Annotated in this window: 28 protein-coding genes; 10 read left to right on the forward strand and 18 right to left on the reverse strand. The window is 67.8% G+C overall.

Annotated elements, in window-relative coordinates; all coding sequences use genetic code 11:
• Positions 1-43: 43 nt before the first annotated feature.
• From moeZ to ACM6LU_RS00535, 3 genes are all read right to left on the reverse strand, one after another.
• On the reverse strand, positions 44-1,222 hold the full coding sequence (gene moeZ / locus ACM6LU_RS00525; protein WP_414935583.1) for an adenylyltransferase/sulfurtransferase MoeZ: 1,179 nt from the start codon (positions 1,220-1,222) through the stop codon (positions 44-46).
• Positions 1,223-1,339: 117 nt separating this feature from the next.
• On the reverse strand, positions 1,340-2,506 hold the full coding sequence (locus tag ACM6LU_RS00530) for a DUF3152 domain-containing protein (protein WP_414935584.1): 1,167 nt from the start codon (positions 2,504-2,506) through the stop codon (positions 1,340-1,342).
• Between the two features lie 81 nt (positions 2,507-2,587).
• Complete coding sequence (locus ACM6LU_RS00535) at positions 2,588-3,445, reverse strand: alpha/beta fold hydrolase (RefSeq protein WP_414937042.1); 858 nt, start codon at positions 3,443-3,445, stop codon at positions 2,588-2,590.
• A 244-nt stretch (positions 3,446-3,689) separates the two neighbouring features.
• Here ACM6LU_RS00535 and ACM6LU_RS00540 point away from each other — a divergent pair, with 244 nt between their 5' ends.
• A complete protein-coding gene (locus tag ACM6LU_RS00540) occupies positions 3,690-4,313 on the forward strand; it encodes a TetR/AcrR family transcriptional regulator (protein ID WP_414935585.1) in 624 nt (207 codons plus the stop codon).
• A 49-nt stretch (positions 4,314-4,362) separates the two neighbouring features.
• Here the strand turns inward: ACM6LU_RS00540 and ACM6LU_RS00545 are convergent, their stop codons facing one another.
• A complete protein-coding gene (locus tag ACM6LU_RS00545) occupies positions 4,363-4,605 on the reverse strand; it encodes a hypothetical protein (protein WP_414935586.1) in 243 nt (80 codons plus the stop codon).
• Positions 4,606-4,759: 154 nt separating this feature from the next.
• Here ACM6LU_RS00545 and ACM6LU_RS00550 point away from each other — a divergent pair, with 154 nt between their 5' ends.
• Positions 4,760-5,290: a carboxymuconolactone decarboxylase family protein gene (locus ACM6LU_RS00550; RefSeq protein WP_414937043.1), complete on the forward strand. Its 531-nt coding sequence runs from the start codon at positions 4,760-4,762 to the stop codon at positions 5,288-5,290.
• Positions 5,291-5,367: 77 nt separating this feature from the next.
• Here ACM6LU_RS00550 and ACM6LU_RS00555 read toward each other — a convergent pair whose 3' ends face one another.
• Positions 5,368-6,291 carry an alpha/beta fold hydrolase gene (locus tag ACM6LU_RS00555; protein WP_414935587.1) on the reverse strand — a complete coding sequence of 308 codons (924 nt, stop codon included), beginning with the start codon at positions 6,289-6,291 and terminating at the stop codon, positions 5,368-5,370.
• Entirely contained in the window at positions 6,288-7,196 is a 909-nt protein-coding gene (locus ACM6LU_RS00560) for an AurF N-oxygenase family protein (RefSeq protein ID WP_414937044.1), read from the reverse strand. Before ACM6LU_RS00560 ends, ACM6LU_RS00555 begins: the two co-directional genes overlap by 4 nt.
• 50 nt (positions 7,197-7,246) lie before the next feature.
• Between ACM6LU_RS00560 and ACM6LU_RS00565 the strand changes: the two genes are divergently transcribed.
• Together ACM6LU_RS00565 and ACM6LU_RS00570 are read left to right on the forward strand one after the other, a co-directional pair.
• Positions 7,247-8,014, forward strand: a complete 768-nt coding sequence (locus ACM6LU_RS00565; protein ID WP_414935588.1) for a TetR/AcrR family transcriptional regulator — start codon at positions 7,247-7,249, stop codon at positions 8,012-8,014.
• Positions 8,011-8,337 carry a DUF4873 domain-containing protein gene (locus tag ACM6LU_RS00570; RefSeq protein WP_414935589.1) on the forward strand — a complete coding sequence of 109 codons (327 nt, stop codon included), beginning with the start codon at positions 8,011-8,013 and terminating at the stop codon, positions 8,335-8,337. The genes ACM6LU_RS00565 and ACM6LU_RS00570 overlap by 4 nt, the downstream gene beginning before the upstream one ends.
• Before the next feature lie 418 nt (positions 8,338-8,755).
• Here the strand turns inward: ACM6LU_RS00570 and ACM6LU_RS00575 are convergent, their stop codons facing one another.
• The 3 genes from ACM6LU_RS00575 to ACM6LU_RS00585 form a co-directional block, all read right to left on the reverse strand.
• The gene (locus tag ACM6LU_RS00575) at positions 8,756-10,036 is read right to left on the reverse strand and encodes a heparan-alpha-glucosaminide N-acetyltransferase domain-containing protein (RefSeq protein WP_414935590.1); all 1,281 of its coding nucleotides are present in this window, start codon (positions 10,034-10,036) and stop codon (positions 8,756-8,758) included.
• A 113-nt stretch (positions 10,037-10,149) separates the two neighbouring features.
• Positions 10,150-10,380 (reverse strand): DUF3107 domain-containing protein, encoded by a 231-nt coding sequence (locus tag ACM6LU_RS00580; RefSeq protein ID WP_414935591.1) that lies wholly within the window; start codon positions 10,378-10,380, stop codon positions 10,150-10,152.
• 59 nt (positions 10,381-10,439) lie between these two features.
• Positions 10,440-11,093, reverse strand: coding sequence for a ferritin-like fold-containing protein (locus ACM6LU_RS00585; RefSeq protein ID WP_409492784.1), 654 nt, complete (start codon positions 11,091-11,093; stop codon positions 10,440-10,442).
• A gap of 432 nt (positions 11,094-11,525) precedes the next feature.
• On the opposite strand from ACM6LU_RS00585, the gene ACM6LU_RS00590 reads away from it, so the two are divergent.
• Together ACM6LU_RS00590 and ACM6LU_RS00595 are read left to right on the forward strand one after the other, a co-directional pair.
• Complete coding sequence (locus ACM6LU_RS00590) at positions 11,526-13,160, forward strand: DEAD/DEAH box helicase (protein WP_414935592.1); 1,635 nt, start codon at positions 11,526-11,528, stop codon at positions 13,158-13,160.
• A gap of 209 nt (positions 13,161-13,369) precedes the next feature.
• The gene (locus ACM6LU_RS00595) at positions 13,370-14,764 is read left to right on the forward strand and encodes a hypothetical protein (RefSeq protein WP_414935593.1); all 1,395 of its coding nucleotides are present in this window, start codon (positions 13,370-13,372) and stop codon (positions 14,762-14,764) included.
• A gap of 49 nt (positions 14,765-14,813) precedes the next feature.
• Here ACM6LU_RS00595 and ACM6LU_RS00600 read toward each other — a convergent pair whose 3' ends face one another.
• The 7 genes from ACM6LU_RS00600 to ACM6LU_RS00630 all read right to left on the reverse strand — a co-directional run bounded on the left by ACM6LU_RS00600 (position 14,814) and on the right by ACM6LU_RS00630 (position 19,827).
• On the reverse strand, positions 14,814-15,425 hold the full coding sequence (locus tag ACM6LU_RS00600) for a hypothetical protein (protein WP_414935594.1): 612 nt from the start codon (positions 15,423-15,425) through the stop codon (positions 14,814-14,816).
• A gap of 116 nt (positions 15,426-15,541) precedes the next feature.
• Complete coding sequence (locus ACM6LU_RS00605; RefSeq protein WP_414935595.1) at positions 15,542-15,886, reverse strand: hypothetical protein; 345 nt, start codon at positions 15,884-15,886, stop codon at positions 15,542-15,544.
• A gap of 31 nt (positions 15,887-15,917) precedes the next feature.
• Entirely contained in the window at positions 15,918-16,778 is an 861-nt protein-coding gene (locus tag ACM6LU_RS00610) for a PD-(D/E)XK nuclease family protein (RefSeq protein WP_414935596.1), read from the reverse strand.
• A 607-nt stretch (positions 16,779-17,385) separates the two neighbouring features.
• On the reverse strand, positions 17,386-18,015 hold the full coding sequence (locus ACM6LU_RS00615; protein WP_409492778.1) for a MarC family protein: 630 nt from the start codon (positions 18,013-18,015) through the stop codon (positions 17,386-17,388).
• Positions 18,012-18,875, reverse strand: coding sequence for a PHP domain-containing protein (locus ACM6LU_RS00620; protein WP_414935597.1), 864 nt, complete (start codon positions 18,873-18,875; stop codon positions 18,012-18,014). The genes ACM6LU_RS00615 and ACM6LU_RS00620 overlap by 4 nt, the downstream gene beginning before the upstream one ends.
• Positions 18,876-19,080: 205 nt before the next feature.
• Positions 19,081-19,641 (reverse strand): PH domain-containing protein, encoded by a 561-nt coding sequence (locus tag ACM6LU_RS00625; protein ID WP_414935598.1) that lies wholly within the window; start codon positions 19,639-19,641, stop codon positions 19,081-19,083.
• Between the two features lie 24 nt (positions 19,642-19,665).
• The gene (locus ACM6LU_RS00630; RefSeq protein ID WP_169812906.1) at positions 19,666-19,827 is read right to left on the reverse strand and encodes a hypothetical protein; all 162 of its coding nucleotides are present in this window, start codon (positions 19,825-19,827) and stop codon (positions 19,666-19,668) included.
• A gap of 186 nt (positions 19,828-20,013) precedes the next feature.
• On the opposite strand from ACM6LU_RS00630, the gene ACM6LU_RS00635 reads away from it, so the two are divergent.
• A complete protein-coding gene (locus ACM6LU_RS00635) occupies positions 20,014-20,442 on the forward strand; it encodes an NUDIX hydrolase (RefSeq protein WP_414935599.1) in 429 nt (142 codons plus the stop codon).
• A 104-nt stretch (positions 20,443-20,546) separates the two neighbouring features.
• Here the strand turns inward: ACM6LU_RS00635 and ACM6LU_RS00640 are convergent, their stop codons facing one another.
• Positions 20,547-21,653 (reverse strand): DUF2332 domain-containing protein, encoded by a 1,107-nt coding sequence (locus ACM6LU_RS00640; RefSeq protein ID WP_414935600.1) that lies wholly within the window; start codon positions 21,651-21,653, stop codon positions 20,547-20,549.
• Between the two features lie 31 nt (positions 21,654-21,684).
• Positions 21,685-22,188, reverse strand: a complete 504-nt coding sequence (locus tag ACM6LU_RS00645) for a MaoC family dehydratase (protein ID WP_414935601.1) — start codon at positions 22,186-22,188, stop codon at positions 21,685-21,687.
• A 324-nt stretch (positions 22,189-22,512) separates the two neighbouring features.
• Between ACM6LU_RS00645 and corA the strand changes: the two genes are divergently transcribed.
• The 3 genes from corA to ACM6LU_RS00660 all read left to right on the forward strand — a co-directional run bounded on the left by corA (position 22,513) and on the right by ACM6LU_RS00660 (position 25,263).
• Positions 22,513-23,601: a magnesium/cobalt transporter CorA gene (gene corA / locus ACM6LU_RS00650; protein ID WP_414935602.1), complete on the forward strand. Its 1,089-nt coding sequence runs from the start codon at positions 22,513-22,515 to the stop codon at positions 23,599-23,601.
• Positions 23,602-23,779: 178 nt separating this feature from the next.
• Entirely contained in the window at positions 23,780-24,427 is a 648-nt protein-coding gene (locus ACM6LU_RS00655) for a metallophosphoesterase family protein (RefSeq protein ID WP_414935603.1), read from the forward strand.
• Positions 24,424-25,263 carry a chromosome partitioning protein ParB gene (locus ACM6LU_RS00660; protein WP_414935604.1) on the forward strand — a complete coding sequence of 280 codons (840 nt, stop codon included), beginning with the start codon at positions 24,424-24,426 and terminating at the stop codon, positions 25,261-25,263. Before ACM6LU_RS00655 ends, ACM6LU_RS00660 begins: the two co-directional genes overlap by 4 nt.
• Positions 25,264-25,335 lie beyond the last annotated feature (72 nt).

The following is a 25,335-nucleotide window of genomic DNA, read 5'->3' on the forward strand; positions in this document are numbered from 1 at the left end:
TGTACCCAGACGCAAGGAAGGGGGCCTTCCTGTACTTCGACCGTCAGTAGGTCGGCAGGCTCTGGTCGATCTGCCGCGCCCAGGCCAGTACGCCGCCACCGAGGTGGGTCGCGTCCTTGAACCCGGCCTGGTGCAACGCCGCGAGCGCCTCCGCCGAACGCGCGCCCGACTTGCAGTGCAGCACGATCGGCTTGTCCTGCGGCAGTTCCGACAGCGCCTCGCCCGAGAGGATCTTGTCCTTCGGGATCAGCGTCGCGCCCTTGATGTTCACGATCTCGTACTCGTGCGGCTCACGGACGTCGATGAGGGCGAAGTCGTCGCCGTTGTCGAACTTGGCCTTGAGCTCCGCAGGAGTGATCGTGTGCCCCGAAGCGGCCGAAGCGGCTTCGTCGGACACGACACCACAGAACGCTTCGTAGTCGATGAGCCCGGTGATCTCCGGGGTCTCCGGATCCTTGCGGATCTTGACCTCGCGGTACTTCATCTCGAGCGCGTCGTAGCTGACGAGCCTGCCCAGCAGCGGCTCACCGATGCCGGTGATCAGCTTGATCGCCTCGTTGACCATGATCGAACCGATCGACGCGCACAGCACGCCCAGCACGCCACCCTCGGCGCACGACGGGACCATGCCGGGCGGCGGCGGCTCGGGGTAGAGGTCGCGGTAGTTGAGGCCCTTGCCGTTCGGCGCGTCCTCCCAGAACACGCTCGCCTGGCCCTCGAACCGGTAGATCGAGCCCCACACGTAGGGCTTGCCGGTGAGCACGGCGGCGTCGTTCACCAGGTAGCGCGTGGCGAAGTTGTCGGTGCCGTCGAGGATCAGATCGTACTGCTCGAACAGTTCCAGCGCGTTCGACGACTCGAGTCTGTCGGTGTGCAGGTGCACCTTCACGAAGGGGTTGATCTCGGCGATCGACTCCTGCGCCGACGCGGCCTTGAGCTTGCCGATGTCGGACTGGCCGTGGATGACCTGGCGGTGCAGGTTCGATTCGTCGACCTCGTCGAAATCGACGATGCCGAGCGTGCCGACCCCGGCCGCGGCCAAGTACAGCAGCGCGGGGCTGCCGAGGCCACCAGCACCGATGACCAGCACCTTGGCGTTCTTCAGCCGCTTCTGCCCGGTCATCCCGACGTCGGGGATGATCAGGTGACGGCTGTACCGGGCCACCTCTTCCTTGGTGAGCTCGGCGGCCGGCTCGACGAGCGGCGGCAGCGTGCCTGACATCGGGTCCTCCATCTCGCGTGGATCGCGGGTCGCATCCCAGTATCTACAACACCGACAGGCGGAAACGACTTCCCCTGTTTCAAATCCTGGGAAATTCCAGCAGATGGGAGGGCGTGACTAAGGTGTCTGATTCGGCCAGGAGCCCGGCTTGCAGACCTTGCCGTCCGCCGGCACCTTGCCGCGATCACCGCCGGGGAGATTGTTCAGCTGCGCCACGAAGTCGTTGGAGACGCCGAACGTCTGCTGCATCATCACCGGCGCGATCCCGCCGTTCACCTGACAACCCACGTGCTTTCCGCCAAGTGCATGCCCGACCTCGTGGTTGATGGCGTACTGGCGATACCCGGTCATGTCGCTCTCGAAGGCCAACGCTCCCCGCACCCAGCGGGCGAGGTTGATCACCACGCGCTTGTCGAAGCTCGATCGATAGCACGACGTCTCGTAGGTGATCTGGAACATGCAGACGTCCGCGCGGTGCGTCGTGTTCGGTGTGGTGAGACTCACCCGGAAGCTGGGGTTCGGGAAACTCGCATCCACGCGCTGGAGCGCTCTCTTTCCGTCCCACGTCCAGCTCTTGGAATTGGACAGGATGCCCTCCACCGTCGTGGCGAAGCTGTCGTCACCGGTGTAGCTGGCCGGATCAATGCCGTCCTCGACCTCGATCGTGTAGGTGAACAGCTGCCCCGTGCCCACCTTCTCGCCCTTGCCCGCCACCACGTGATAGGTGCCCTTGCCGGACTCGGTGAAGGGACCGCCCTTGGGCAGGTCCGCGGTCGGGATCTTGAGATCCACCGGTTTGGCCGGATTCTCCGGGAGGACGTCGCCACCCCCGTCGACACCCGCGCCCGGCTCGCCGCCGTTTCCCGCGGAGCCGTCGGCCGAGGCGAGACTCGCCCCGCCGGGGGCGATCGGCTCGGCCGGGCCGGTGGCGGTGTTGAACACGACCAGCGCGGTGATCACCACGAGGATCGGCAGCGCGTACACACGCCAGCCGTAAGTCTTGGCGAAGTGGCCGATGCCGCCTTTGCTCTTGCGCCTGGCGGTTTTGGCGGCGCCGGGCTCGTGCGGCTTCCAGGACGCGCTGAGCGGCTGGGCACTGGTCCGGCGACTGCCAGGGCGGTAGCGGTCTTCGTCGAGCCGCTGTGACGGCGGCGGCGACGGCCGGTACTGGCCGGTGCGCGGGACGTCGGAGGTCCGGGGCTGGGCGCGTGGCGAACGACGGGCGGAAGCCGGGTACTGAGACCGCCGACCTTCGCCCTGCGCGCCATGCTTCACCCGATCCACGGGCACCAGGGTGCCATAACCGAACTGTGATGTTGTGAGCGACCGCCGCATCGCACGGCGTGTCCTCCTCACCCGAATGGGCTACCAGGTGCCCGATTCGACCGATTCCCACATTCCCAAAACGGCCTTTGCCACCACATTCGGGCGTTCCATCTGCGCCACATGGCCGGTTCGGGGCAGAACCAGCAACCGGGCGTGCGGAAGTAGCCGAGCGGTGCGCTCGGCGCGCCGGACGGAGATCACCCGGTCGTGCTGCCCCCATACGACGAGCGTCGGCGTGGCGACCGTCGGCGCGACGGCCCACAGCGACGCGGGTCCGCGCGCGGACCACGTCCGGAAGATGCCGAACGTGCTGCGGGCCAGCGCGGGGGCGGCCCAGGCGAAGCCGGCACGGGCGTTGTGCTCCTCCTCCAGTTCGCTCAGCCTGCTCTCGGCGAAGCGGGTCGGATCGGCGAAGCACAGCTTGATGACCTGCATGGCGCGTTCGCGCGGACCGAGCGCGGCCAGTTGACGGCGCACCCTCGGACCGATCAGCGGCAGATACGCGAACGCCATCCGCGGATCGGACAGCCGGCTCATGCTGGGACGGAGATCCGGCATCGCGGGCGAGATCAGCGTCAGCGTCTTCACCAGCTTTGGACGGCGGGCCGCGACGAGCAGTGCGACCGCGCCACCCATCGAGTTGCCGAGCAGGTGCACCGGCCCGGTTCCGAGGCTCTCGATGTGGCTCGCGACGATCTCGGCGTGCGCGTCGAGACTGAAGCTGAAACCGTTCGGTGGCTCCGAATAGCCGAATCCCGGCAAATCGACCGAAGTGCCGGCCGCCTGGGGCGCCAAGAGCGCGGCGAGGTCGGTCCAATTCGTGGACGAACCGCCGAGCCCGTGGACGTAAACCGCCGTTTCGGGGCCGCCTGGAGTCCGGCGGATGTGCAATTTCACCCCGCCGACATCTATTGTTTCCCCGGGCCACGGCGGCGGCGCGGGATCCAGCGACGGCAATGACCTGCGCGACAGCGGTACGTGGGTCAGCGGTGAGCGGCCCACGGCGGCACGGGAAACTGGAGAAGACACAGCATCAAGGATGCCCGACCCTTGGCGGTTCGGCCGTACCGGCGAGTAATCTCGAGTTCACTTCACGCGGCGGTGATCCCGCCCTGCGGAGCCCCGCTCGACTGGAGGAACGATGACCGAAATGGCGCGACTGCAAGCCCGAGGCGTCCGCCTGCCCAGGACGGAACGCCGGGCCCAGCTGCTGGCCGCCGCCCAGCGGGTGTTCGCCGCGAACGGATACCACGCCGCCGCGATGGACGAGATCGCCGAAGAGGCCGGGGTCAGCAAGCCCGTCCTCTACCAGCACTTTCCCGGCAAGCTCGACCTCTACATCGCGCTGCTGGAGAGCCACGTCGACGAACTGGTGCGGCGGGTCAAGGACGCGCTCGACTCCACGACGGACAACAAGCAACGTGTCCCGGCGACCGTCGGCGCGTTCTTCGACTTCGTCGACAACGACGCCGGCGCGTTCCGCATGGTCTTCGAGTCCGACCTGCGCGGCGAGCCTGCCGTGCAGGAGGCCGTGGACCGGGCGACGTCGGCCAGCGTCGACGCGATCACCGAGACCATCACCGCCGACGCGGGCCTCGACGAGGACAAGGCACGGCTGCTCGCCGTCGGCCTCGTAGGTCTCTCGCAGGTCAGCGCGCGGTTCTGGCTGGCGCACCACAAGTCGATGAGCAAGGACGAGGCCGTCGCGCTCACCGCCAACCTCGCCTGGCGCGGCATCGGCGGTGGTTTCCCGCTGCAGCACTGACCCGCGTTTAGTCCTCTAGTTGCGATCCTTGCGCGTGCAACTACCGCAACTAGAGGACGAAACGCGTGGGTTCACCGGACGCGGACGCCCCGCAGGATGACCGCGACGGGGTGCTCCAGCCGCGCCAGGTCCTCACACGGATCTTCCGCATGGACGACGGCCCTGGCACCAGCCAGCCCTCCGCGACCGGCTCCGCACCGAGGACCGGATCGGCCGTCCAGCGGTCACCATCGGCGTGGAGATCGACGTACCCGCCGTCGGGAAGTGCTCGGCCTCGGACTCTGACGATCACGGTGCCCCCTCGTGAGTGGTGATTCGACTCAACCACGGACTGCCGGGGAGCAAGGGACCTTTGCTACCGCTTTCCACCATCCAGCGGCACCGCGACGGGCCGGGTTTCGGCTATGACTCGATCGACCGCGTTGCCGACCGGCGAGGAGTTCCCCATGCCCCACATCACGCTCGACGAGAACCTGCTCGGTATCAGAGCCCTGTTCGCCTACCGGCCCGAGACGGCGGCGCCGCTCGGACAACTCGCCGAAGTCCTGCTTCGCGGGCCGAGCAGCCTCAGCATTGGCGAACGCGAGCTGATCGGCGCTGTCGTTTCGCGCGGTAACGACTGCACGTTCTGCTCACGCAGTCACGCCGCCGTCGCCGCCGAAGCGCTCGAAGGCGGCATGCCGGTTGTCGAAGCAGCCTGGGAGGACATCGACGGCGCGCCCGTCTCGGCGAAGGTCAAGGCGCTCCTGCACATCGCGCTCGCCGTCCGTGAAGGCGGGAAATCCGTGAGCGAAGACCTGATCGCGGCGGCCCGTGCGGAAGACGCGACGGACATCGAAATCCACGACACGGTGCTGATCTCAGCGGCGTTCTGCATGTTCAACCGGTACGTCGACGGGCTGGGGACCATCGCCCCGGACGACCAAGACGCCTACCAGGGCGCCCGCCTCCTGGCGGGCGGCTATACCCGCCTCTGAGACAGCGAAACAGAGCAGGGGACCTTTGCTACCGCTTGCCCCACCGAGAGCGATAGCAAAGGTCCCCTGCTCCCTCTTCAGACCCTCGCGGCGCGGCGGACGAGTGCCGCGACGCGGTCCGAAACCTCCTGTGCCCGTTCCTGCGGAAGCATGTGCCCGGCACCCGGGTAGCGCACGAATTCGGCGTCCGGCAGCGCGTCGGCGATGACCTTGGCGTGGGTGGTCGGGCAGAGCCTGTCCCGCTCCCCCGACAGCACGATCACCGGTTTCCCGAGCAGCGCGGCCAGCGTGACACGGCAGTCGTGCCGTGAGATCGCGTCCTGGAATCCGGCGACGCTCGCCGGATGCGCGCACAGCAGCTGTTCCGCCACCGAATTGACGTCCTCCCGCCGCGGGCGCCGCCCGAAGACGAGCATTCGCGCGCCGGGGCGCACCACCGACAGCGGCAACGGCAAGGCGTCCCGGCGCTGTTTCGCGAGCAGTTTCGCGAGGCGCCGTTCGAACCTCGCCGCGCCGCTGCCCGCGATCCCCGGCAGGCCGAGGGTGATCCGGTCCATCTCACCGGACGACGTGGCGACGAAGGCGACACCGGCGACCCGCCGGGCCACGAATTCGGGGTGACTACGGGACAATTCCATGATCGTCATTCCGCCCATGGAATGGCCCGCGAGCACGATCGGCCCGTTCGGTACACGGTCTTCGATCAGCTCGGCGAGGTCGTTCGCCAGCGTCGGGATCGTCGCCGTGCCCGGTTTCGCCGGCGCGGAACCACCGTGCCCGCGCAGGTCGTAGCGCAGGATCCGGACGGAGTCGCCGAGCCGGGCCACCACGCCGTCCCAGGTCCGGAGGTCCTGTGTCCAGCCGTGCACCAGTACCAGCGTGAGTTCGGAGTCGGCGGGGCCGCTCGTCTCGACGTGCAGGGCGGTGCCGTCACCGGTCACGAACCGGTGTTCCCTGGACGGGTCCCAGGAAACGGTGCCGCGCTGTTCGACGCTCCTCATCGCTTCCCCGGCAGCAGGAAGGACTTGCGCCAGAAGTACATTCCCGGCTTCCCGACCAGACCGGCCTCCTGCAGGAACGGCATGATCTTCTCGCCGGCCCAGCGCACGCTGTCCTGCCAGTTCGGGTTGTTCATCGCGGCTTCGACGCCGTCACGCGGACGGATGCCGACGGCCTTGTAGACATGCGGGTTGATGAACGCCCGCGTCACGAAGTACGAGATCAGCGCGATGATGAACTGCTGATAGACGATTTCCTTCTTCGACAGCTTCGCCATCCCGCGAGTGACCTCTTCGCGGGCGAAGGTGACGTGACGGGCTTCTTCGAGCACGTGGATCCGGTTGACCATCCGCACCAACGGCTGGATGTCCGGGTCGTTCATCTGCTCGCGCTGAAGCCGGTCGAGGACCTCTTCGGCGACGAGGATCGCGCCGTAGCGCGCGGGCCCGTAGCTGATCGACGGCATCAGTTTCGCGAGGCGCCGCAGCCAAGGTACCGGCCCGTAGGACGGGCAACCGATCCGCGACGCCATCCGCGCGAACATCGTCGAGTGACGGCATTCGTCCGCGATCTCGGTCAGCGCGTACTGCGCGTGCGAACTGGTCGGGTCTTCTTCGTAGACCTCTTTGAGCAGCATCTGCATCAGGAGGATTTCGAACCACAGCCCGGTCGTCGCCACACTCGCGACCTCGTGCTTGCCGAGCTCGATGCGCTGCTCTTCGGACAGCGAGTCCCACAGCTTGGTGCCGTAGAGCGAGGAGCGATGTGCCGGGATGAAGTGCTTCCCGTCCACCAGCGGAGCGTTCCAGTCGATGTCGACGTCGGGGTCGTAGAACTTGTTTGCGGAGGACTTGAGCAGCCGCTCGGCCGTCTTCTCCCGGTCTGTTTCCTTCAGCGCCCGCGTCATGGCCGACACGCCCCTATCTGTAACTCGCGGTAACAGTTACCTCTGGTAGCATGACCGGGGTGATCGAACGTGTCAAGCGCAACAGCAAGCAGTCGAGCAAGCACCCCACGGCGGGTGAGGCCGACACGGGTGACGCCCGTCGCGATCGCTGGCGCAAGCACCGGATCGAGCGCCGCGCGGAATTCGTCGAGGCCGCCCTCCGCGCGCTCGACACCCACGGGCCGGACCTCGGCATGGAAGACGTCGCCGCCGAAGCGGGCGTCACGAAGCCTGTGCTGTACAGGCACTTCGACGACAAGGCCGACCTGTACGTCGCGCTCGGGCAGCGTGGCACCGAGATCCTCTTCCAGCGGCTGATCCCGGCCATCAACTCCGAGCTGGCCCCGGTCCCCCGGATCCGGATGGCGCTCGACGCGTTCTTCAGCGTCATCGAGGAGCACCCCAACCTGTACCGCTTGCTCGCGCGCGGTGGCCTGCAGGAGAAGGTACTCGTCAAGTCCGACGTCGTCGCCGAGGACAAGGAACTGATCGCCACCGCGCTGACCGCGCTGCTCGGCGACTACATGCGGATGTTCAACATGGACTCCGGCGCCGCCGAACCGTGGGCGCACGGCATCGTCGGCATGGTGCAGAGCACCGGCGAATGGTGGCTGGACCGGCGCTCGATGGGCCGCGACAGCGTCGTCGAATATCTGACGCAGATCATCTGGGCCGCGATCGACGGCCTCTCCCGGCAGCAGGGCATCGTCATCGACCCGAACCTGCCGCTCGAAGAGAACAAGGTCGTCCAGATGCGGAAGGAAGCAGAAGCACAATGAGCGAGCACGACGAAGACGGCTACTCCGGCGAAGCGGTCCTCGTGATCGACGGGACCGAGATCGCGGCCACGGTCGAACTGCGGGGCTACTTCCAGCCGATCGACGGCTACTACCGCTGGTACGGCCGCGTGGCCACCAGCGAGCAGGTGTCCGCGGCCGCCGACGGCAAGAAGACCGCTGTCGAGATCCGCGCGGGCGAGTACAGCGCGAAGGGCGAACTCTCCGACCCGGACCCGTGGGACCGCTACCGCATCATGGGCACCAGCACGCCGCCCTTCCACGTCCCCACCAGCCTCGAAGAGCTGAACGAACTCAACGCCTGACCGCGGCAGTACGTGAAGGCCCACTGGTCGGCGCCGCTCCCCGGCCCGAGGGCCGGTGATGTAGGAATGGGGACGTTCAGTGTCCCAACTCCTCCATCGTCACGAGGTCGCGCCGGTCTCGGACCTCGAGCAACGGAAGATCGAGCTCAGGCCAGTGGAGTGGGGAGGATTGGGGACGTTCACCGTCCGAAATCTTCCCCGCTCAGGCGTGTGCCGGGTACATGTCCCCGAATCTCTGTCGAGCAAGGTCCGCAACCGGTGTGACCTCGCAACGATGGAGAAATCGGGACACTCAACGTCCCCATTCCTCCATCGTCAGCCTCACGCAGCGACCACTAGCCGCCTGAACCGCAAGACCTCGACATTGCCGGGACCCTGCCTTGAGCCGAGGGAAGGGGCGTTCCCGCGAGAGGCCCCTTCAGCCCCGCCGCTGAGCAGGCACCTGCGTCACCGCTCCCAGATACTTCGGCCAGCTCGACAGCTTGTTCATCGCCCATTCGAGCGGCCCGCGCCCGATGAACTTCCGCCACAGCACCGCGGCGGTCAGCGCGACCACCGAGAACTCGACGAAATGCAGCACACTGAAGATCGAATCGCCGTCGCTCTCGTCCCACAGCACAGCGATCGCCACGAAATGCAGTACGTACGCGCTCAGCACCCGCCCGCCCAGGTCCGAAAGCGGCCGCAGCACGCGCCCGAACCTCGGCATCAGCAGCTGGCAGCCACCGATCACCGCCGCCGCGATCCCGATCGAGATCAGCAGGTCGAACGGCGTGTACGAGGTTCCGGTCGGCAGCAGCTCCCAGGCCCAGCTGGTGGTCGGCGGCGTGCCGTGGATCCAGGTCTGGTGGAGCCGGAAGAACTCCGGCGGCGTCATCCCCGCCTGCGCGGCGGCCGGTTCCAGCGAGCGGTAGACGGTCTGCATGCCGCCGAGCGGCCCGGTCGCGATCCAAGACACGAGGTACCCGCCCACCGCGAGCGCCGTTCCGCCGAGGAACAGGCGGCGGCACACGCTGCGTGAGGTCAGGTCCATCCGCCCGAGGGACATCCCCGCGAACACGTACGCCATCAGCGTCAACGCGGGGAAGGTCCCGGTCAGGACGAGCACACTCGCGGCCTTCAGCAGACCTGCCGAGGTGACGTCGTCCGCGGTCAGGTCCGGAGCGAAGAACAGCAGGTCACGGGGTAGCACTTGGGCCCTGATCAGATGCGAGGACAGCGGGCCCGCCACGGCGACGACGACCGCGGCGATCGCCAGCGCCTTCGCGCTCGCGCGCAGCCACGGAATCGCGAAGAGGAAACAGGCCCCGTAATAGGCCAGGATCACCATGTAGCCGGTTTCGAGGCTGGTCAGCCAGAGTCCCAGCGCCACCAAAAGCGGTGCGCGGGTCGCCAACTTGAGCACGACGCGGGTCCGGTCACGGCCCAGTTTCGGACGGCGACCGCCGGACATCAGCGCGATCGAGACCCCGGCCAGCACCGCGAACAGCGCCGCTGAGTGGCCTTCGAACGGTTTGAACAGCACCCCTACGCCGCCCTTGGCGGGATCAGGGCCGACATGCACCGCGTACATGCCGAGCACGGCCAGGCCGCGGGCGACGTCGATACCGGTCAGACGCCCAGCGCCCCGTCTGCCTCGTTCGGGAACAGTGCGCGCGCCGTCGACCAGCGCGCGGTCCATCACAGTGACGCCGTCCACCTCATTCCTCGGCTAGCCCCCGCCGTCCCCGCCTTAGCGTGACGATCAAAACTGAGAGCTGGCTGAGACACGGCGGTGACGCCACTGTGACATCGGACTACAACCCGATCGGGTCAGCCACCAACGGCGAAGCCGACCTTGCGAACGTCCGACGGCGCGATCTCGACGTAGGCGATCCGGTCGGTGGGCACGATGTACTTGCGGCCCTTTTCGTCGTCGAGGCGGAAGATCCCGTCGACGGCCCCCAAGGCGTTCGCGACCAGTGCCTCGACCTCGTCGGGCGACTGGCTGCTGGACACCACGAGCTCCCGCGGCGTGTCCTTGATGCCGATCTTGACCTCCACGTGGGACCTCCGCTTGAAAGTTCGAAATTACTTGTCCGACAAGGCTAGCCGAAGAGACCTCAGCCGAGCCCCAGTACCTGCATGCGCTTGGTGTGCCCCTGCTGCAACCGGCGGAACAGCGCGGCGATTCCCGAAAGGTCGCCCGATCCTTCGACGATCAGTTCGGCGAGCCCGTCCCGTTCGGCGACGACGTACTGGGCCTGCGTCAGCGCCTCGCCCAGCAGGCGACGGCCCCACAGCGCGAGCTTGTCGCGCGCCTTCGGGTCGGCTCCGATCCCGGCCGCGACCTCGCGCTCGGCGAAGGCCGAATGCCCGGTGTCGGCGAGCACGGTGAGCACCAGATCCTTGGTTTCGGGGTCGAGCCAGCTGGCCATCTCGCGGTAGAGGTCCGCCGCGAGCCCGTCGCCGACGTAGGCCTTCACCAGCGACTCCAGCCAGGAACGCGGCTTCGTGGAGGCGTGCCAGGCGTCGATGTGCCCGACGAACGGCCGCATCGCGTCCTCGATCGCGACGCCGTGTCCCGCGAGGTGCTTGGTGAGCAGGTCGTAGTGCCCGATCTCGGCGGCCGCCATGGACGCCAGCGCGGCCCGGCCGGACAGGGTCGGCGCGGTGCGCGCGTCCTCGGCCATGCGATCGAATGCGGACAATTCCCCATAGGCGAGTACGCCGAGCAAATCGACTACGCCCTCGCTGATCTGCTTTGCCTCCGTCACGGCGAAGAGGGTATCGCCGAACACACCCGCGGAGTGGTGAAGAGACCGATCACACCCACTCCGGCGCGGCGGGGACTATCCTGAAACCGCAGACCAGGTACACTGGCGGCCGGATACGACGGATCTTCCGTCCCGGATCGGGACGCTGCTGCGGCTGAAGGACAGCCGATGTGGCCCTGGTCAGCGCAAGAATGATGTGCGTGCACGCCATCCTGCGGCATTCCCACGAAGGGCCGCTTCAGCGCCAGTAGCGCGGAGCCGAGCGAATCCTCGTGGTCGAGTGTCGAACGGTGACCAGGGCAGTGCGCGCTGGTCACGAGAGAGGCGAGCACCCTGACCACGAACGAAATCACCACCGAAGAGAACACCACCACCGACGTCCCCGAGGCCGTCGCGCTGGAGCACAGCGAGACAGGCCCGGCGGCGCTCGACGTGTCGCACCCGCTTCAGGCGGGCGCGCCGGTGGAATCCGAAGCCGCTTCCTTCGCCTCCTTCGGCGTCAAGCCGGAGATCGTGAAGGCCCTGAGCGAAGCCGGGATCGAGCGCACCTTCGCCATCCAGTCGCTGACCCTGCCGCTGGCCATGGCAGGCGACGACCTCATCGGCCAGGCCCGCACCGGCATGGGCAAGACGCTGGGCTTCGGCGTCCCGCTGCTGCACCGCGTCGAGGTCCCCGGCGACGGCACCCCTCAGGTGCTGGTCGTCGTGCCGACCCGCGAGCTGTGCATCCAGGTCGCGAACGACCTCAAGGGCGCGGGCAAGCACCTCGGCATCCGCACGCTGGCCATCTACGGTGGCCGCCCGTACGAGCCGCAGATCGCGGCGCTCCGCAGCGGCGTCGACGTCGTCATCGGGACGCCCGGCCGCCTGCTGGACCTGGCCGAGCAGAAGCACCTGGTGCTGGGCAAGGTCCGCGGCCTGGTGCTGGACGAGGCCGACGAAATGCTCGACCTCGGCTTCCTGCCCGACATCGAACGCATCCTGCGGATGGTTCCGGACAAGCGGCAGACGATGCTGTTCTCGGCCACCATGCCGGGCCCGATCATCACGCTGGCCCGCACGTTCCTGACCCAGCCGACGCACATCCGCGCCGAGGAGAACGACGCCGGCGCGATCCACGAGCGCACCACCCAGTTCGTCTACCGGGCGCACTCGATGGACAAGCCCGAGCTGATCGCCCGCGCGCTGCAGGCCGAGGGCCGCGGCCTGACGATGATCTTCACCCGCACCAAGCGCACCGCGCAGAAGGTCGCCGACGAACTCGTCGAGCGCGGCTTCGCGGCCGCCGCCGTGCACGGTGACCTGGGTCAGGGCGCCCGCGAGCAGGCGCTGCGCGCGTTCCGCGCCGGCAAGGTCGACGTGCTGGTCGCCACCGATGTCGCCGCCCGCGGTATCGACATCGACGACGTCACGCACGTGATCAACTACCAGACACCGGAGGACGAGAAGAACTACGTCCACCGTATCGGCCGCACCGGCCGCGCGGGCCGCACCGGTGTCGCGATCACCCTCGTCGACTGGGACGAACAGCCGCGCTGGAAGATGATTTCCGACACCCTCGGGCTCGACATGCCCGAGCCTGCCGAGACGTACTCGTCGTCCAAGCACCTGTTCAGCGACCTGGGTATCCCCGAGGGCACCGCCGGCCGTCTCCCGCTCTCGAAGCGCACCCGCGCCGGCCTTTCGGCCGAGGTCGAGGAAGACCTGGGTGGCAAGCGCCGTGGCCGCGGCCAGGGCGTGGCGAAGGACAAGGACGAAGAGGCACCCCGCAAGCGCAACCGCACGCCGCGCAAGCGGACCCGTGGCGGTGCCGACGCGGCCGCCAAGATCGAGGCCGCCGACGCCGCCGCGAACGCTTCGGCGGACAGCGCCGAGGGCCAGAGCGAAGCCACTTCGGAGGGGCGTACTCGTACGCGCCGCCGCAGCCGTGGCGCCGCGAAGCCGAGCCCGGAGGTCAGTGGCCCCGCAGTCGAGAAGGAGGCAGGCGACAGCGCCGAGCGTCCGGCTCGCCGACGCCGCCGTCGCCGTCCCTCGACGACTTCTGATACACCTGCGTCGGCAGACTGAGCATCAGAACCGGGCGGCGGAGCTGAAGGCTCACTGCGGAACCAGCCACAAACGTGAACCTGCCCCGGCCGAAGGCCCCGCGATCCCTGCGGCAAGGTGCCTGGCTCGCACACGTGACCTGTGTGCCCGTCCAGCACCCTGGCGACGAGATCGCGGTCGCGGGTTCACCACTCAGAACGCAGACCGCGGACGTGGGGAGCTAAGGGCACGTGAGCGAACGTTGGGACGCCGCGCCGGACGAAGATCCGGCACGGCCCATGTCCGCTGATCCCGAACAGCCGTCGAACGGCGGCGAGCCGGACACCTCGGCCGCGATCGGCACCGAAGACGTACTGGACGCCGAACCCGCCCAGCCGGAGGCCACCGTGCCTCCGGCGGCCGGGAAACGCGCCCGGCGCTCGCCGTGGAACCGCACGCGGGATCGCGTGATCGTCGCGGTCATCGTGGTGGTCGTCGCGGTCACCGGTGTCGTGATCGGCGTGACCAGCGACAACGCGGCGACGGTCGCACAGGTCGCCGCCACTCTGCCGCCCGGTCTCCCGCCCGCTCCGGCGGAAGTACCCGGCTCGCTGACCGAACTGTGGCAGGCGCCCAGTTCGTCGACGCCCGTCCCGATCGGTGAGGCCAACAGCGTCGTCACCGCCGACAAGGGCGAAGTACTCGGCCGGGACCCGTACACCGGCGATGTCCGATGGCGCTATTCCCGCGATCTCGAGCTGTGCACCGTCGCACTCGCCGGGATCAAAGTGGACGCGGTGTACCGCAAGGACACCGGCTGCAGCGAGGTCACCCAGCTCGACGCCGGGACCGGGCGCCGCACCGCGCAGCGCAACGGCGACGCCGAACTCGGCACCCAGCTGGTCGTGGACGGCTCGCACGTCACCACGACCGGCAAGAAACTGCTCAACACCTGGCGCGACGACCTGGTCAAGAGCATGGAGTACGGCCAGGTCCCGGCCATCGTGAACGCGAGCAAGCAGCCGAGGACGGGCTGCACCTACGGCACGGTGGCCGCGGCGGCGGGCAAGATCGGCGTGATCGAGCGCTGCCCCGGCGACCCGGCCGACCGCTTCACCATCTACCGCGCGACCAACGACGAGGCCGACGACCCGAAGGTCGACTACAGCACCGTGCTCGCCGGGAAGAACGCCAAAGTCGTCGCGATGTCCGGCGACCTCGCGCTGATCGTGCTGCCGGAGCAGAAACTGCTGGTCATCTACGGCGGCGACGGCCTGCAGAAATCGGCGTACCCGCTCGACGCGCCCGCCGCGGACATCGAGCAGGATCCGTTGGGCGGCATCATGGCGACCGCGTGGACCGCGCAGGGCGTCTACTGGTTCACCGGCTCCAAAACCATGGCGTTCTCACGCGACGACCTCACGCCGCGCTGGACACTGAACAGCTCCGTCGGGCCCGGCGTCACCTTCGGGGATCAGCTGGTCGTGCCGATCCAGGGCGGGCTCGCCGTACTCGACGAGCTGACCGGCACCACGATCCGCACCGTCGGCGTCGACCGGCACGGCTACACCGGCCCGGTGCGGCTCTCGTCGGTCGGGCCTGTGCTGCTGGAGCAGCGCGGCGCCACCCTGGCCGCCCTCAAGTGACCGCCGGGCGATAGCAAAGGTCCCTTGCTGCGCTCGGTGGATCCGGTCACTACGTCGAAGATTTTGTACGAAGCCGGCTGACTTCTTTCCAGCACCATTTGCCGCCCTCGTCGGCGAGCGTGCCGGTGGCGGTGGCGGGTCGCCCCGCGATGCTCAGCGTGACGGCCACCGTGTACTTGGTCTCGGAGACCTTGGTGACCTCGCCGAGCATGGCGTTCGACGCTTCGCCGACTCGATCGATGACCTGGTCGATGTCCTTTTCCGCGTTCCCGCACTTGAGCGCCGTCAACGCGGTCCTGTCGCCGGCGTTGATGCCGTCGACGATCGCCCGCGCGGTCCCTTCAGGGCTGGTCACTTTGTCGGCCGCGTCGTCGCTGAGAAAGAACCCCGGAGCGACGAACCCGGTGATACCGAGCGTGACCAGCACCACGACAGCGGCGGCGATGCCCACCAGGAGGCCGGTCTTGCCGTTCTTCGGTGGCGCGGGCGGCCCGCCGAAGCCCTGCCCGTACTGCTGGTTCTGACCGTAGGGCTGCTGGCCGTAGCCGGGGTACTGCTGCTGGGGGTATTGCTGCTGGGGGTACGCGCCGCTCTGGTCGTAACCGCCCTGCTGGTACTGCTGCCCGCCATGGTCGTGGTGGGGCTGGGGTGGGTAGGTCATCAACGGTGCCTTCCGTGCTCGCTGTGCGGCAGCGTCTTCGTCTACGACGTGCCCAGTGAGCCACAGTTTCGCTGTGCCAGGTTACTTTTCCGGCAAGTGGCATTTTCCTGCCGTGTTCAGTTCCACCAGAACAGGCTCAGCGCGGCCGTCACGCTCACCACGACGCCGAGACCCGCGAAGCCCGCGACGCGACCATTCCGCGCATCGGCCACCCGCTGACAGAGCAGGGCGACCACCGTCGCGACCGGATGTCCGATCAGCATCAGCGGTCCCGGCCCCGGAACACCGGTGGACAGGCAGATCCCGGCGATCGAAAGCACGCACACCGCGAGGACGACCATCCCGGCCGCGAGCGAACCGGTCAGCCCGCGCCAGAACCGGCCGCGCCCGGACGCCGCGGAAACGTCCGGTCCCACGGGCAGCGGTGCGGTCGCGAGCTCTTCGGTGTCCGGTGACGACACGTCCTCGCCTGTCCAATCGTCGGGTTTCGAGCTAGGGCGCCAGCAGCTCCCACGGCTGGGATGCCGGTCCGGCCTCCTGGCCTGCCGCGCAGCTGGGCCGGAAGTCGCACCATGAGCAACGGCGGCTCGGGCGCGCGGGGAACAACACGTCCTCGTCGCCGCCGGCGTTCAGGGTATCCGTTGCCAGCCGTAGGTCCCCGGCGGTCTCATCGGCGCGCTGGAGATGCCGTTTGAGGCTCTGCTCGGTGTGCTCGGCGGCCGCGATGGTGCCCGTGGGCACGTGATGCAACTCGACCTGGTAGCACGGCGCCCGCAACGTTCTGGCGGCCGCGACCGCGTACAGCGCCAAAGCCTGCGAAGAGCGCGCCTCGTAGTCGTCCGGCTCACGACGACCGGTCTTGTAGTCGATGATCACCAGCTCCCGGCCGCGCTGGTCGATGCGGTCGGCGCGGCCTTCGATGATGAGGCTGGGCCCGCTGCCCGGTTCGAGCGTGACGGGCGCCGAAACCCAGCGCTCCAACCCGACCGGATCGACGCTGACGTCGTTGTGCTCGACGTACTCCGCCACCCACCCCTTGGCACGCGCGCGATAACGGGCGGCCTGGCCGGTGTCTTCGAACCCGGCGTCCTTCCAGTGCTCGGCGACGAGCGCCATCGCCCGCTGCGGCACGCGCTTGATCACCGGCAGGTCGAACAGCGCCCGCAACGCGTTGTGCACCACCGCGCCGAGCGTGCTGTGCGCCCACGCCCCGGTGCGGGTCGGGGACGGGCGGTCGAGGTACGACATGCGGTAACGGCGCGGGCAGTCTTCGAACGTCGCGAGGCGCGCGGGCGAGACCTTCGTCAGCTTGCGCGGTGCCTCGACGCCGAAGTCGAAACCAATCTGCTCCATCGGATCACCCCGCCCGCAACGCTACGCACCCCCACCGACACTTTTCGAGGGGATCCCCAGGGAGAGAGCAAGGGACCTTTGCTATCGCTTGCGCCTGGGCAGGGTCCGTGAAGGCCCCTTCCCTACCGTCAGGGTCAGGGGCCCCGGCAAAGTCGAGGTCTTGCGGGTCAGGCGGCTATCCGTCGCTGCGTGAGGCTGACGACGAAGGAATTGGGACGTTGAGTGTCCCCATTCCTCCATCGTCGCGGGGTCACACCGGTTGCGGAGCTTGATCAACAAGGGTTCAGGGGGATATGCCCCCCGGCACACGCCCGAGCGGGGAAGATTTCGGACGTTCAACGTCCCGAATCCTCCCCACTCGGGCCTGGCAGGCACTAGCGATGCCAAGCTCGAATCACCATCAGCAGCGCTGCGACTTTGCCGGGACCCTGACCCTCAAGTAGGGAAGGAGGCTTCACGGCATGCCAAGAGAGAGCAAGGGACCTTTGCTATCACCCGCGTTGTCGCCGGGGCACGCAGGTGGGCTGAAGGGGCCCATGACCGCATCCGACGCGGTGAAGGGAGCTTTCGCTTCATGACATGAGAGGAAAGTCCCCTTCAGCCCCCGTCACGTGCCCGCGATGAAGCCCTTCACCGAGTTCGCCACCAGCTCGACCGCGATGGCTGCCAGCAGCAAACCGGCGATCTTCGCCAGCAGTGTGATCCCGCTTTCCTTGATCAGCCGGATGACCACGCCCGAGTACCGCATGCACAGGTACAGCACGAAGTGCACCGTCACGATCGAAAGCGCGAGAGCCACGTACGCGCCGGGGTGCCCATCGGCCTGCCGTACGAAGACGATGGTCGCGGCGATCGCGCCCGGACCGGCGAGCAGCGGCGTTCCGAGCGGCACCAGCGCGACGTTGACGTCGTCCCCCGCCGCCTCGGCCTCACCGCCGGTGTTGCCGGTGAGCAACTGCAGCGCGATCAGCAGCAGCAACAGCCCGCCCGCGCCCTGCAACGCCGGGATGCCGATGCCGAGGTACGAAAGGATCGCTTGCCCGGCCACCGCGAACAGCGAGATCACCAGCAGCGAGACCAGTACCGCCTGCCGCGCGGCCTTGGCGCGGAACGCCACCGACTTCCGGCCGGTCAGACTCAGGAACACCGGCACCGTGCCGGGCGGGTCCATGATGACGATCAGCGTGATCGTCGCGCTCATGAACAGGCGCGCGTCGAAGAAGTCCGTGATCGTCACCGGGTCACGACCTCGTATCCGGTCGACCGCGAGACGAGTTCCTCCAGCGCGAGCGGGTCGGTGGTCTCGTCGCCGAGGTCGATGGTCTTGTTCGTGCCGTGGTAGTCGCTCGACCCTGTCCGCACGAGCCCCAGTTCCCCCGCCAGCCCGTGCAGCCGGACGCGGGTCTCCTCGTCGTGGTTCGGGTGGTCGACCTCGACGCCGGTGAGCCCGTGCCCCGCCAGCGCCGCGAGCACGTCGACGGTGATGGTCGCGCCGCGCGTGTAAGCGAAGGGGTGCGCGATCACGGTGACCCCGCCCGCGTCCGCGATCATATCGATCGCGTCCTCCACGAGCGTGTCCTGACGCGCCACGAAATACCCGCTGCCGTTGCCGAGATAGCTCCCGAAGGCTTCGTTCACCGACGAGACGACGCCGCCGCGCACCAGGGCCTGCGCGAGATGCGGCCGTCCGGCCGAACCGTCCTCCGGTAACAGCGACATGACCTCGTCGGGATCGACAGGCAGACCGTCGGCGGCCATCCGCTCGGCCATCACGCGCAGCCGCCACCGCCGCTCCGACCGCAGCCGGGTCTGCTCGGCGACCAGCGCCGGCGACGCCGGGTCGAAGAGATACGCGAGCAGATGGACGCTGACGTGCCGCCCGGTCACCGGATCGACGGAGATCGTGGACAGCTCGGCTCCGGGCACCAGGGAAAGCCCGGGCGGGAGGGCCTCGGCGGCCGGGGCCCAGCCGGTCGTGGTGTCGTGATCGGTGATCGCGACGACGTCGAGGCCCGCCTTCGCGGCGGCGGCTACCAGCCCGGCAGGGCTGTCGGTGCCGTCGGAGGCGGTGGAGTGGGCGTGCAGGTCGATGCGCATCAACTGTATTGTCTATCGCGCTGATCAGGGCCGCGCTGCCAGGGCGCGACTAAAGTGCCCTACGTCGCCATCGCGGTAAGGGCGCCCTGCCATCGCGCCCCTGAGGCCTGGCGGCCAAAAGGCGCGCGACTCCAAAAGATCAAAAAACTCCGGTCACCTCAGTCGAGGCAGGGGCTGCTGCGGCGTCGCCAGTCGGGATAGGCGGCTAGCCGACCTTCTTCTTGCCACGCGCCGCACGCTGCGCCTTGATCATCGAGAAGCGCTCGGCCTGCTTCTGCTTGTCGCCGAAGACGAGTTCGGAGATCGTGTCGTAGAACTCTTCCGGCCGCGGCAGGTAGTCGATGCGGTTCAGCGCCTGGATCTGACCGGCCGACTCGACCACCATCGTCCCGTATCCCACCATCCGGCCCCAGGCCGAACGCTCGTACGTGAGGTCGGTGACCTTGGTGATCGGCATCATCAGCACCTTGGTGGTGAAGACGCCGGTGGTCATCACGAAGCGTTTGTCCGTGACGACCAGCCGCTCGACCCACCACTCCATCACCACGTACGCGAAGCGCAGGATGACGAGCAACGCGGCATACCAGAGGATGTTCTGGATCACCCACGCGGCGGGCGGCAAGAGGTAGGACACCAGTACGCAGACGGCCAGCAACGCGGCCGTCTCGAAGGTTTCCCACAACAGCACAGCCCAGTGACGGCGGATCCTGATGACCCGCCGCTCGGTGTCGAGGAGATACTCGTCTGGATCGCGTGGTGCGAACATACCGATAGAGTATCCGCTCCTTCGCTAGCTGAAGACGCTGCTGACGAAGGTGATCACCGATTCGGCCGAGTCACGCAGGAAGCCGATGATGTTTCCCACGAGGCCCGCCGCCTGACCTGGCTGCGCGATCACGAAGAACAGCACCAACGCGATTCCTGCGAAAGTGAGGAGCTTTTTCGCGTTCACAGCGATCAATCCTGTCTCTTACGGTGACTGACTGCGGATACTGACCATTCATTTTGTACCGCACCTTCCACCCGCGCGGGAGGGAAGTCCCGCGCTTGGGTCAGTCGGCGAGGGGAAGTGTACCGTACGGCTACTCTCCGTGTACAGGACAGCCGTTGTCAGGGCGCCCGCGTCTACCATTCGGGAATGAACACCGTGTCGAACAGCACCGTCCGCTGTGTCGGCGGCATCGTCCACGACGAACGCGGTCGGATCCTGCTGATCCGGCGCGCGAACGAACCCGGACGGGGACTGTGGTCGGTCCCCGGTGGCCGTGTCGAACCCGGCGAAACGGACGAAGCGGCTGTCATTCGCGAGATGCGCGAAGAGACCGGATTGAACGTGATGCCGAGCACATACGTCGGCAACGCGCGCCGCGGCCGCTACGACATTCACGACTACGCCTGCTCGGTCACCGGCGGCACCCTCCGTGCCGGGGACGACGCCGACGACGCCCGCTGGATCGACGCCGTTACCTTGATCGAACTCGATGAAAGCGGCCGATTGGCCGAACTCCTGCTCGTCACTCTCCGCGACTGGGGAGTGCTGCCAACCGCCGATGGCTCACCGGAATGACAACCGCCGTGCCCGATTTGACGAATAGCATGTGATTAAACAGCGCAAGAGGTGAAAATTAACCTTGTCGATGCTTTACCGACGTCTCCCGGGGAGCCGAAACCTTAAACCGGGAGCCAGGTCATCCGCTGTCCGTGCGGCGCCGTCCTGGCCAGTGCGCGCGCGTCCGGGGTCCCGTCATCCCAATGGACGAGTCCGAGCACGGCCGATCCGCCGTTGGTAGCGGCCAGTTCGGTCCGGCCGGGGAGCAACGGCTCCAGCGCGGCGGCGTAGAACTCCTCGCTGACCCACCACAGCGGCCGCGCGGCCGCGAGTTCGCGCAAGGCGTCGAGGAAGTCGGCCCGCCGCTCCCCCAGATACGCCAGCACGTGACTGGTCAGCACCACGAGGGGGACATCCGAGGCCACGGTGGCGGCCGCCGAGGCGAGGTCGTCGACGGCGTCGCCGGTGATCAGCTCCGGCCGCTGCTTGGCCTGCGCGGCCGCGGCGGTGCGCAGGAGCCGGATCCGGTCCGGCTGGTCGGCCCAGACGCAGGCTTCGAGCCAGGCCAATTCGTCCTCGTCGGTCAAGTCCACCGGGGCACGGTCGAGGCCGGCGCGGGCGGTGACCGTCAGCTTCTTGGGCACCTTCGGTGTGACGGCGCCAGGCGCGAGGTCGAGCGCGCAATGCAGGCCCACAGCGGCCTTCGCGGGCCCTGCGGTGAGCTGCTCGCCGCCGTCGCACTGGTAGCGGTAGGCGTACCTGTCCAGGCCGAGGAGCAGCCCGGCGCTACAGCCGACCTCGAGCAGCGCGATCTTGCCACCTGCCTGCTTCGCCGCCGCCGTCACCGCGGGGTAGAGCAGTGCGGCGCGGCGGACCTCGTTGGTCTGCGTGTACCGCGAGGAGATGATCGCCCGTGCCCGGTCCGCCCGGTCCAGCAGGAACGAGCGGAACAGCGGCCACGTCTCCGAGTCCACGCCGTCGAAGCCGCCGACGGACGGGTAGTACCGCGAGAGCGGGTGGATCGGGTCGGCCTGGATGAGCCGGTGCGCGGTCGCCAGGAGCAGCGTGCCGCGCGCTTCACCGCCGCGCGCGTCGGTCAGCAGCCCGGCGACGTCGTCGTCCTCGGCCGCCTTCGCCGCCAGGTGCTCGTACAACGGCGAAACACCGGCCGCCTCGACCGTCGCGAACTTCCGCAAGCGGCTCTTGATCTCATCCAGCCCGATGGGCATCGACGCGCTCCCTCTTCGTTCGTGACACCCGTTATTCGTGCGGCACGGGACGGCCGGGCTGTTCGCCACCCCTGGCGTCACCGTAGGACTGTTTCGGCACCATCACCTTGCGACGGAACACACACACGATCGTGCCGTCCTGCTTGTAACCGCGGGTCTCGACGTAGACGACGCCACGGTCGTCCTTCGATTTCGAAGGCGTCTTGTCCAGCACCTCGGTCTCGCCGTAGATGGTGTCGCCGTGGAAGGTCGGCTTCACGTGTTTGAGCGACTCGACCTCGAGGTTCGCGATCGCCTTGCCGGACACGTCCGGCACCGACATGCCCAGCAGCAGCGAGTAGACATAGTTGCCGACCACGACGTTCTTGCCGAAGTCGGTGGTCTCCCCGGCGTAATGCGCGTCGAGGTGCAGCGGATGGTGGTTCATGGTGATGAGGCAGAACAGGTGGTCGTCGTACTCGGTGACCGTTTTGCCCGGCCAGTGCTTGTAGACGGCGCCGACCTCGAACTCTTCGTAATAGCGACCGAACTGCACCCAGTCCTCCTGCACGAGTAACGCGGCGTGAGCCTGGAACGACAGGCTTTCGTGTTGAGGAGTACCCTCGACCATTGGTGTCGGGTCGTCAACGCGACCCGCACCACTGTGCAACCGTCCGCCGAGCCGAGGAGGTGAGGAACCCGATGTCCAGTGGCGATACTCCGCTTCCTAGTAGTCGCAGCGTTTCCGCCTTCACGCCTCGCCGGATCCCCACCTGGCAGGGCTGACGAAACCGGGAACGCTGGCCTAGCCGAGCGGCCCCCCGACCGCTTGGCCCGTCGTCTTCGCGCACAAACGCACGACGTCTGCCCAGGAGATCCCATGCCTGCCATTCCCTCGCTCGGCGGCCTTCGCGGCCGGAGCAACGGCCGCGCCAAAAGCGTCGCCGAGCGCCCGCTGCCCGTCCCCCTTTCGGCGTACGTCGTCGACTGCGCGGTGTACGTGGAAGGCAAGCGCCTGCCCGGCCGCTGGTCGCACTCCGAGGCGATCAAAGAGGTGCGCAAACGGCACGCCGGGTTCGTCTGGATCGGCCTGCACGAGCCCGACGCGGTCCAGATCCAGGGCATCGCCGACACCTTCGGCCTGCACGAACTGGCCGTCGAGGACGCACTCGAAGCACACCAGCGGCCCAAGCTGGAGCGCTACGACGACACGCTGTTCATGGTGCTGAAGACGGTCCGCTACGTCGAACACGAGTCACCCGCGACGGCGAACGAGATCGTCGAGACCGGCGAGCTGATGGCGTTCCTCGGCCGCGACTTCGTGATCACCGTGCGGCACGGGAACCACTCGGGGCTCGCCAGGCTGCGCCGCGAACTCGACCAGGACCCGGAGCGGCTCGACCTCGGGCCGTCCGCGGTGCTGCACGCGATCGCGGACCACGTCGTCGACCACTACCTCGATGTCACCACCGCGATCGAATCGGACATCGACGAAATGGAGACGCACGTCTTCGCGCCGCGCTCCAAGGTGAGCGCCGAGCAGATCTACTTCATGAAGCGCGAGGTGCTGGAGCTGCGCCGCGCGGTCATGCCGCTGGGGACTCCGCTGCAGCGCCTCGCCGAGGGCTACACGCGGCTGATCCCGGACGAGGTCCGGTCCTACTTCCGCGACGTCTCCGACCACCTCACCACGGTCGCGGAGCGGGTCGCGAACTTCGACGAACTGCTGACCACCCTGGTGGACGCGACGCTGGCGAAGATCACGCTCCAGCAGAACACCGACATGCGCAAGATCACCGCGTGGGCGGCGATCATCGCGGTCCCGACGGCGCTGGCCGGCATCTACGGGATGAACTTCGACTACATGCCGGAGCTGCACTGGCGGTTCGGCTACCCGATGGCGATGACGGTCATCTTCGGCGTCTGCATCCTGCTTTACCGAATATTCCGGAAGAACCGCTGGCTCTGACCTTTCTTCCCCATTCGGTAGTTGCGGAGTTCCCTCATGCCAAGGATCCTGACCAACCTCAAGTTCTGGGCGCTGGCCTTCTGCGTCGTCTGGCTGGGCATCGTGATCGCGATCATCGCCAAGGACCCCGCGTTCGCGCACGGCCCCAAGTAGCGCCGCCGGCATTACCCTGGGGCGTATGAAGGCGCTGGTCGTCGCGGACGAGGTCGAGGAGCGGTTGTGGACGTCCGCCGTCCACCACCACCGGGCCGACCTCGTCATCGGTGCCGGCGACCTGCCGTACGACTACCTCGAGTTCCTGGCGAGCGCGCTCGACGTGCCGTGCGTGTTCGTTCCGGGCAACCACGATCCCGACCTGTCCGGCTACACGCGCTACGGCGGACTGTCTTTGAAGGACGGTATCCCCGCGGAGTGGCCGGGTCCGGCGGGCGGGGTGAACGCGGACGGCCGGATCGTCGACATCGGCGGGCTCCGGTTCGCCGGGCTCGGCGGCTCGGTCCGCTACAACGACGGCCCGAACCAGTGGACGCAACGCCAGCAGGCGCGGCGTGCGCGGCGGCTCGTGCGCCGGGCGCGGTTCCGCCGCTGGCGGGACGGGCGGGACGTCGACGTCCTGCTCACCCACGCGCCGCCACGGCACTGCGGCGACCGTGAGGACCCGCCGCACCGCGGTTTCGACTGTCTCCATCGCACGATCGAGTCACTGCGGCCGAAATGGTTGCTGCACGGGCACATCCACCCGCACGGTGCACCCGTGCCGGACCGGGTGGTCGGCGGAACCACGATACGCAACGTGGTCGGGCACCGGATCATGGAGTTCCTATGAAGGACACCGGATTTCCCCGGGCGGACGCGGAACACGACTTCCTCCGCGCACGACGGCGTCAGGTGCTGTCGCGGCTGGCGAACTGGCTGCGCGGCGAACCCGACGACGTCAACATCATGCTGCCGTTCCACGAGGTGGTCGACGCGCTCGGCTACCTCGGCGAACGGAAGATCGGGGCGCGGGTGATCCGGCTCGATTCGATCGTCGGCAGCGTCGACCGCGGCCGCGACTTCGACCGCCGCTTCCGCCCGACGTCCGGCCGCGTCCGCGAACGCTGGGAACGGCTGGCGCTCGCGACCAGACGTGGCGAGTCGATTCCGCCGATCCAGGTGTACCGCGTCGGTGAACTGCATTTCATCATCGACGGGCACCACCGTGTTTCGGTGGCGCACGCGATGGCACTGTCCACAATAGAGGCGATGGTCACCGAGGTGCGGACCAAACTGGACCCGAGCGGGATCCGGTACCGCGGCGACCTGATCGTCAAGGACTACCGGCGGCTGTTCCTGGAACGCGTTCCGCTTTCCGGGCACTCGCGGGCTTCGGTGGTGTTCACCGATCCGTGGGACTACGCGCGGCTCGGTGAGCACGTGGAGGCTTGGGGTTTCCGGCTGATGCAGGACGAAGGGCACTACTCGGACCGCGCGACGCTGGCGCAGCGGTGGTTTGACGAGGAGTTCGTCCCGGTGGTGGCGATGCTGCGGCAAGCGGATCTGATCGGCGACCGCACCGACGCCGAGGCGTATCTGTGGGTGGCTTCCGAACGGTACCGGCTGATCCGGACGCACCGGTGGGACGACGAGGTCTTCGAGGCCGTGCGCTCACAGTCCCGGTGACGCCTCCCCCGCGTGAGCTGAACGGGACTTTCAGTGCAAATTTTGCACTGAAAGTCCCGTTCAGCTCATCCT

This window comes from Amycolatopsis sp. cmx-11-51 (genome assembly GCF_047608665.1).
GTDB lineage: Bacteria > Actinomycetota > Actinomycetes > Mycobacteriales > Pseudonocardiaceae > Amycolatopsis.

Excerpts from the sequence above, each read along its gene's own strand:
- moeZ (WP_414935583.1), bottom strand. The coding sequence starts at position 1,222 with ATGTCAGGCACGCTGCCGCCGCTCGTCGAGCCGGCCGCCGAGCTCACC.
- ACM6LU_RS00540 (WP_414935585.1), top strand. The coding sequence starts at position 3,690 with ATGACCGAAATGGCGCGACTGCAAGCCCGAGGCGTCCGCCTGCCCAGG.
- ACM6LU_RS00550 (WP_414937043.1), top strand. The coding sequence starts at position 4,760 with ATGCCCCACATCACGCTCGACGAGAACCTGCTCGGTATCAGAGCCCTG.
- ACM6LU_RS00555 (WP_414935587.1), bottom strand. The coding sequence starts at position 6,291 with ATGAGGAGCGTCGAACAGCGCGGCACCGTTTCCTGGGACCCGTCCAGG.
- ACM6LU_RS00560 (WP_414937044.1), bottom strand. The coding sequence starts at position 7,196 with ATGACGCGGGCGCTGAAGGAAACAGACCGGGAGAAGACGGCCGAGCGG.
- ACM6LU_RS00565 (WP_414935588.1), top strand. The coding sequence starts at position 7,247 with ATGACCGGGGTGATCGAACGTGTCAAGCGCAACAGCAAGCAGTCGAGC.
- ACM6LU_RS00570 (WP_414935589.1), top strand. The coding sequence starts at position 8,011 with ATGAGCGAGCACGACGAAGACGGCTACTCCGGCGAAGCGGTCCTCGTG.
- ACM6LU_RS00600 (WP_414935594.1), bottom strand. The coding sequence starts at position 15,425 with ATGACCTACCCACCCCAGCCCCACCACGACCATGGCGGGCAGCAGTAC.
- ACM6LU_RS00610 (WP_414935596.1), bottom strand. The coding sequence starts at position 16,778 with ATGGAGCAGATTGGTTTCGACTTCGGCGTCGAGGCACCGCGCAAGCTG.
- ACM6LU_RS00620 (WP_414935597.1), bottom strand. The coding sequence starts at position 18,875 with ATGCGCATCGACCTGCACGCCCACTCCACCGCCTCCGACGGCACCGAC.
- ACM6LU_RS00625 (WP_414935598.1), bottom strand. The coding sequence starts at position 19,641 with ATGTTCGCACCACGCGATCCAGACGAGTATCTCCTCGACACCGAGCGG.
- ACM6LU_RS00635 (WP_414935599.1), top strand. The coding sequence starts at position 20,014 with ATGAACACCGTGTCGAACAGCACCGTCCGCTGTGTCGGCGGCATCGTC.
- ACM6LU_RS00640 (WP_414935600.1), bottom strand. The coding sequence starts at position 21,653 with ATGCCCATCGGGCTGGATGAGATCAAGAGCCGCTTGCGGAAGTTCGCG.
- corA (WP_414935602.1), top strand. The coding sequence starts at position 22,513 with ATGCCTGCCATTCCCTCGCTCGGCGGCCTTCGCGGCCGGAGCAACGGC.
- ACM6LU_RS00655 (WP_414935603.1), top strand. The coding sequence starts at position 23,780 with ATGAAGGCGCTGGTCGTCGCGGACGAGGTCGAGGAGCGGTTGTGGACG.
- ACM6LU_RS00660 (WP_414935604.1), top strand. The coding sequence starts at position 24,424 with ATGAAGGACACCGGATTTCCCCGGGCGGACGCGGAACACGACTTCCTC.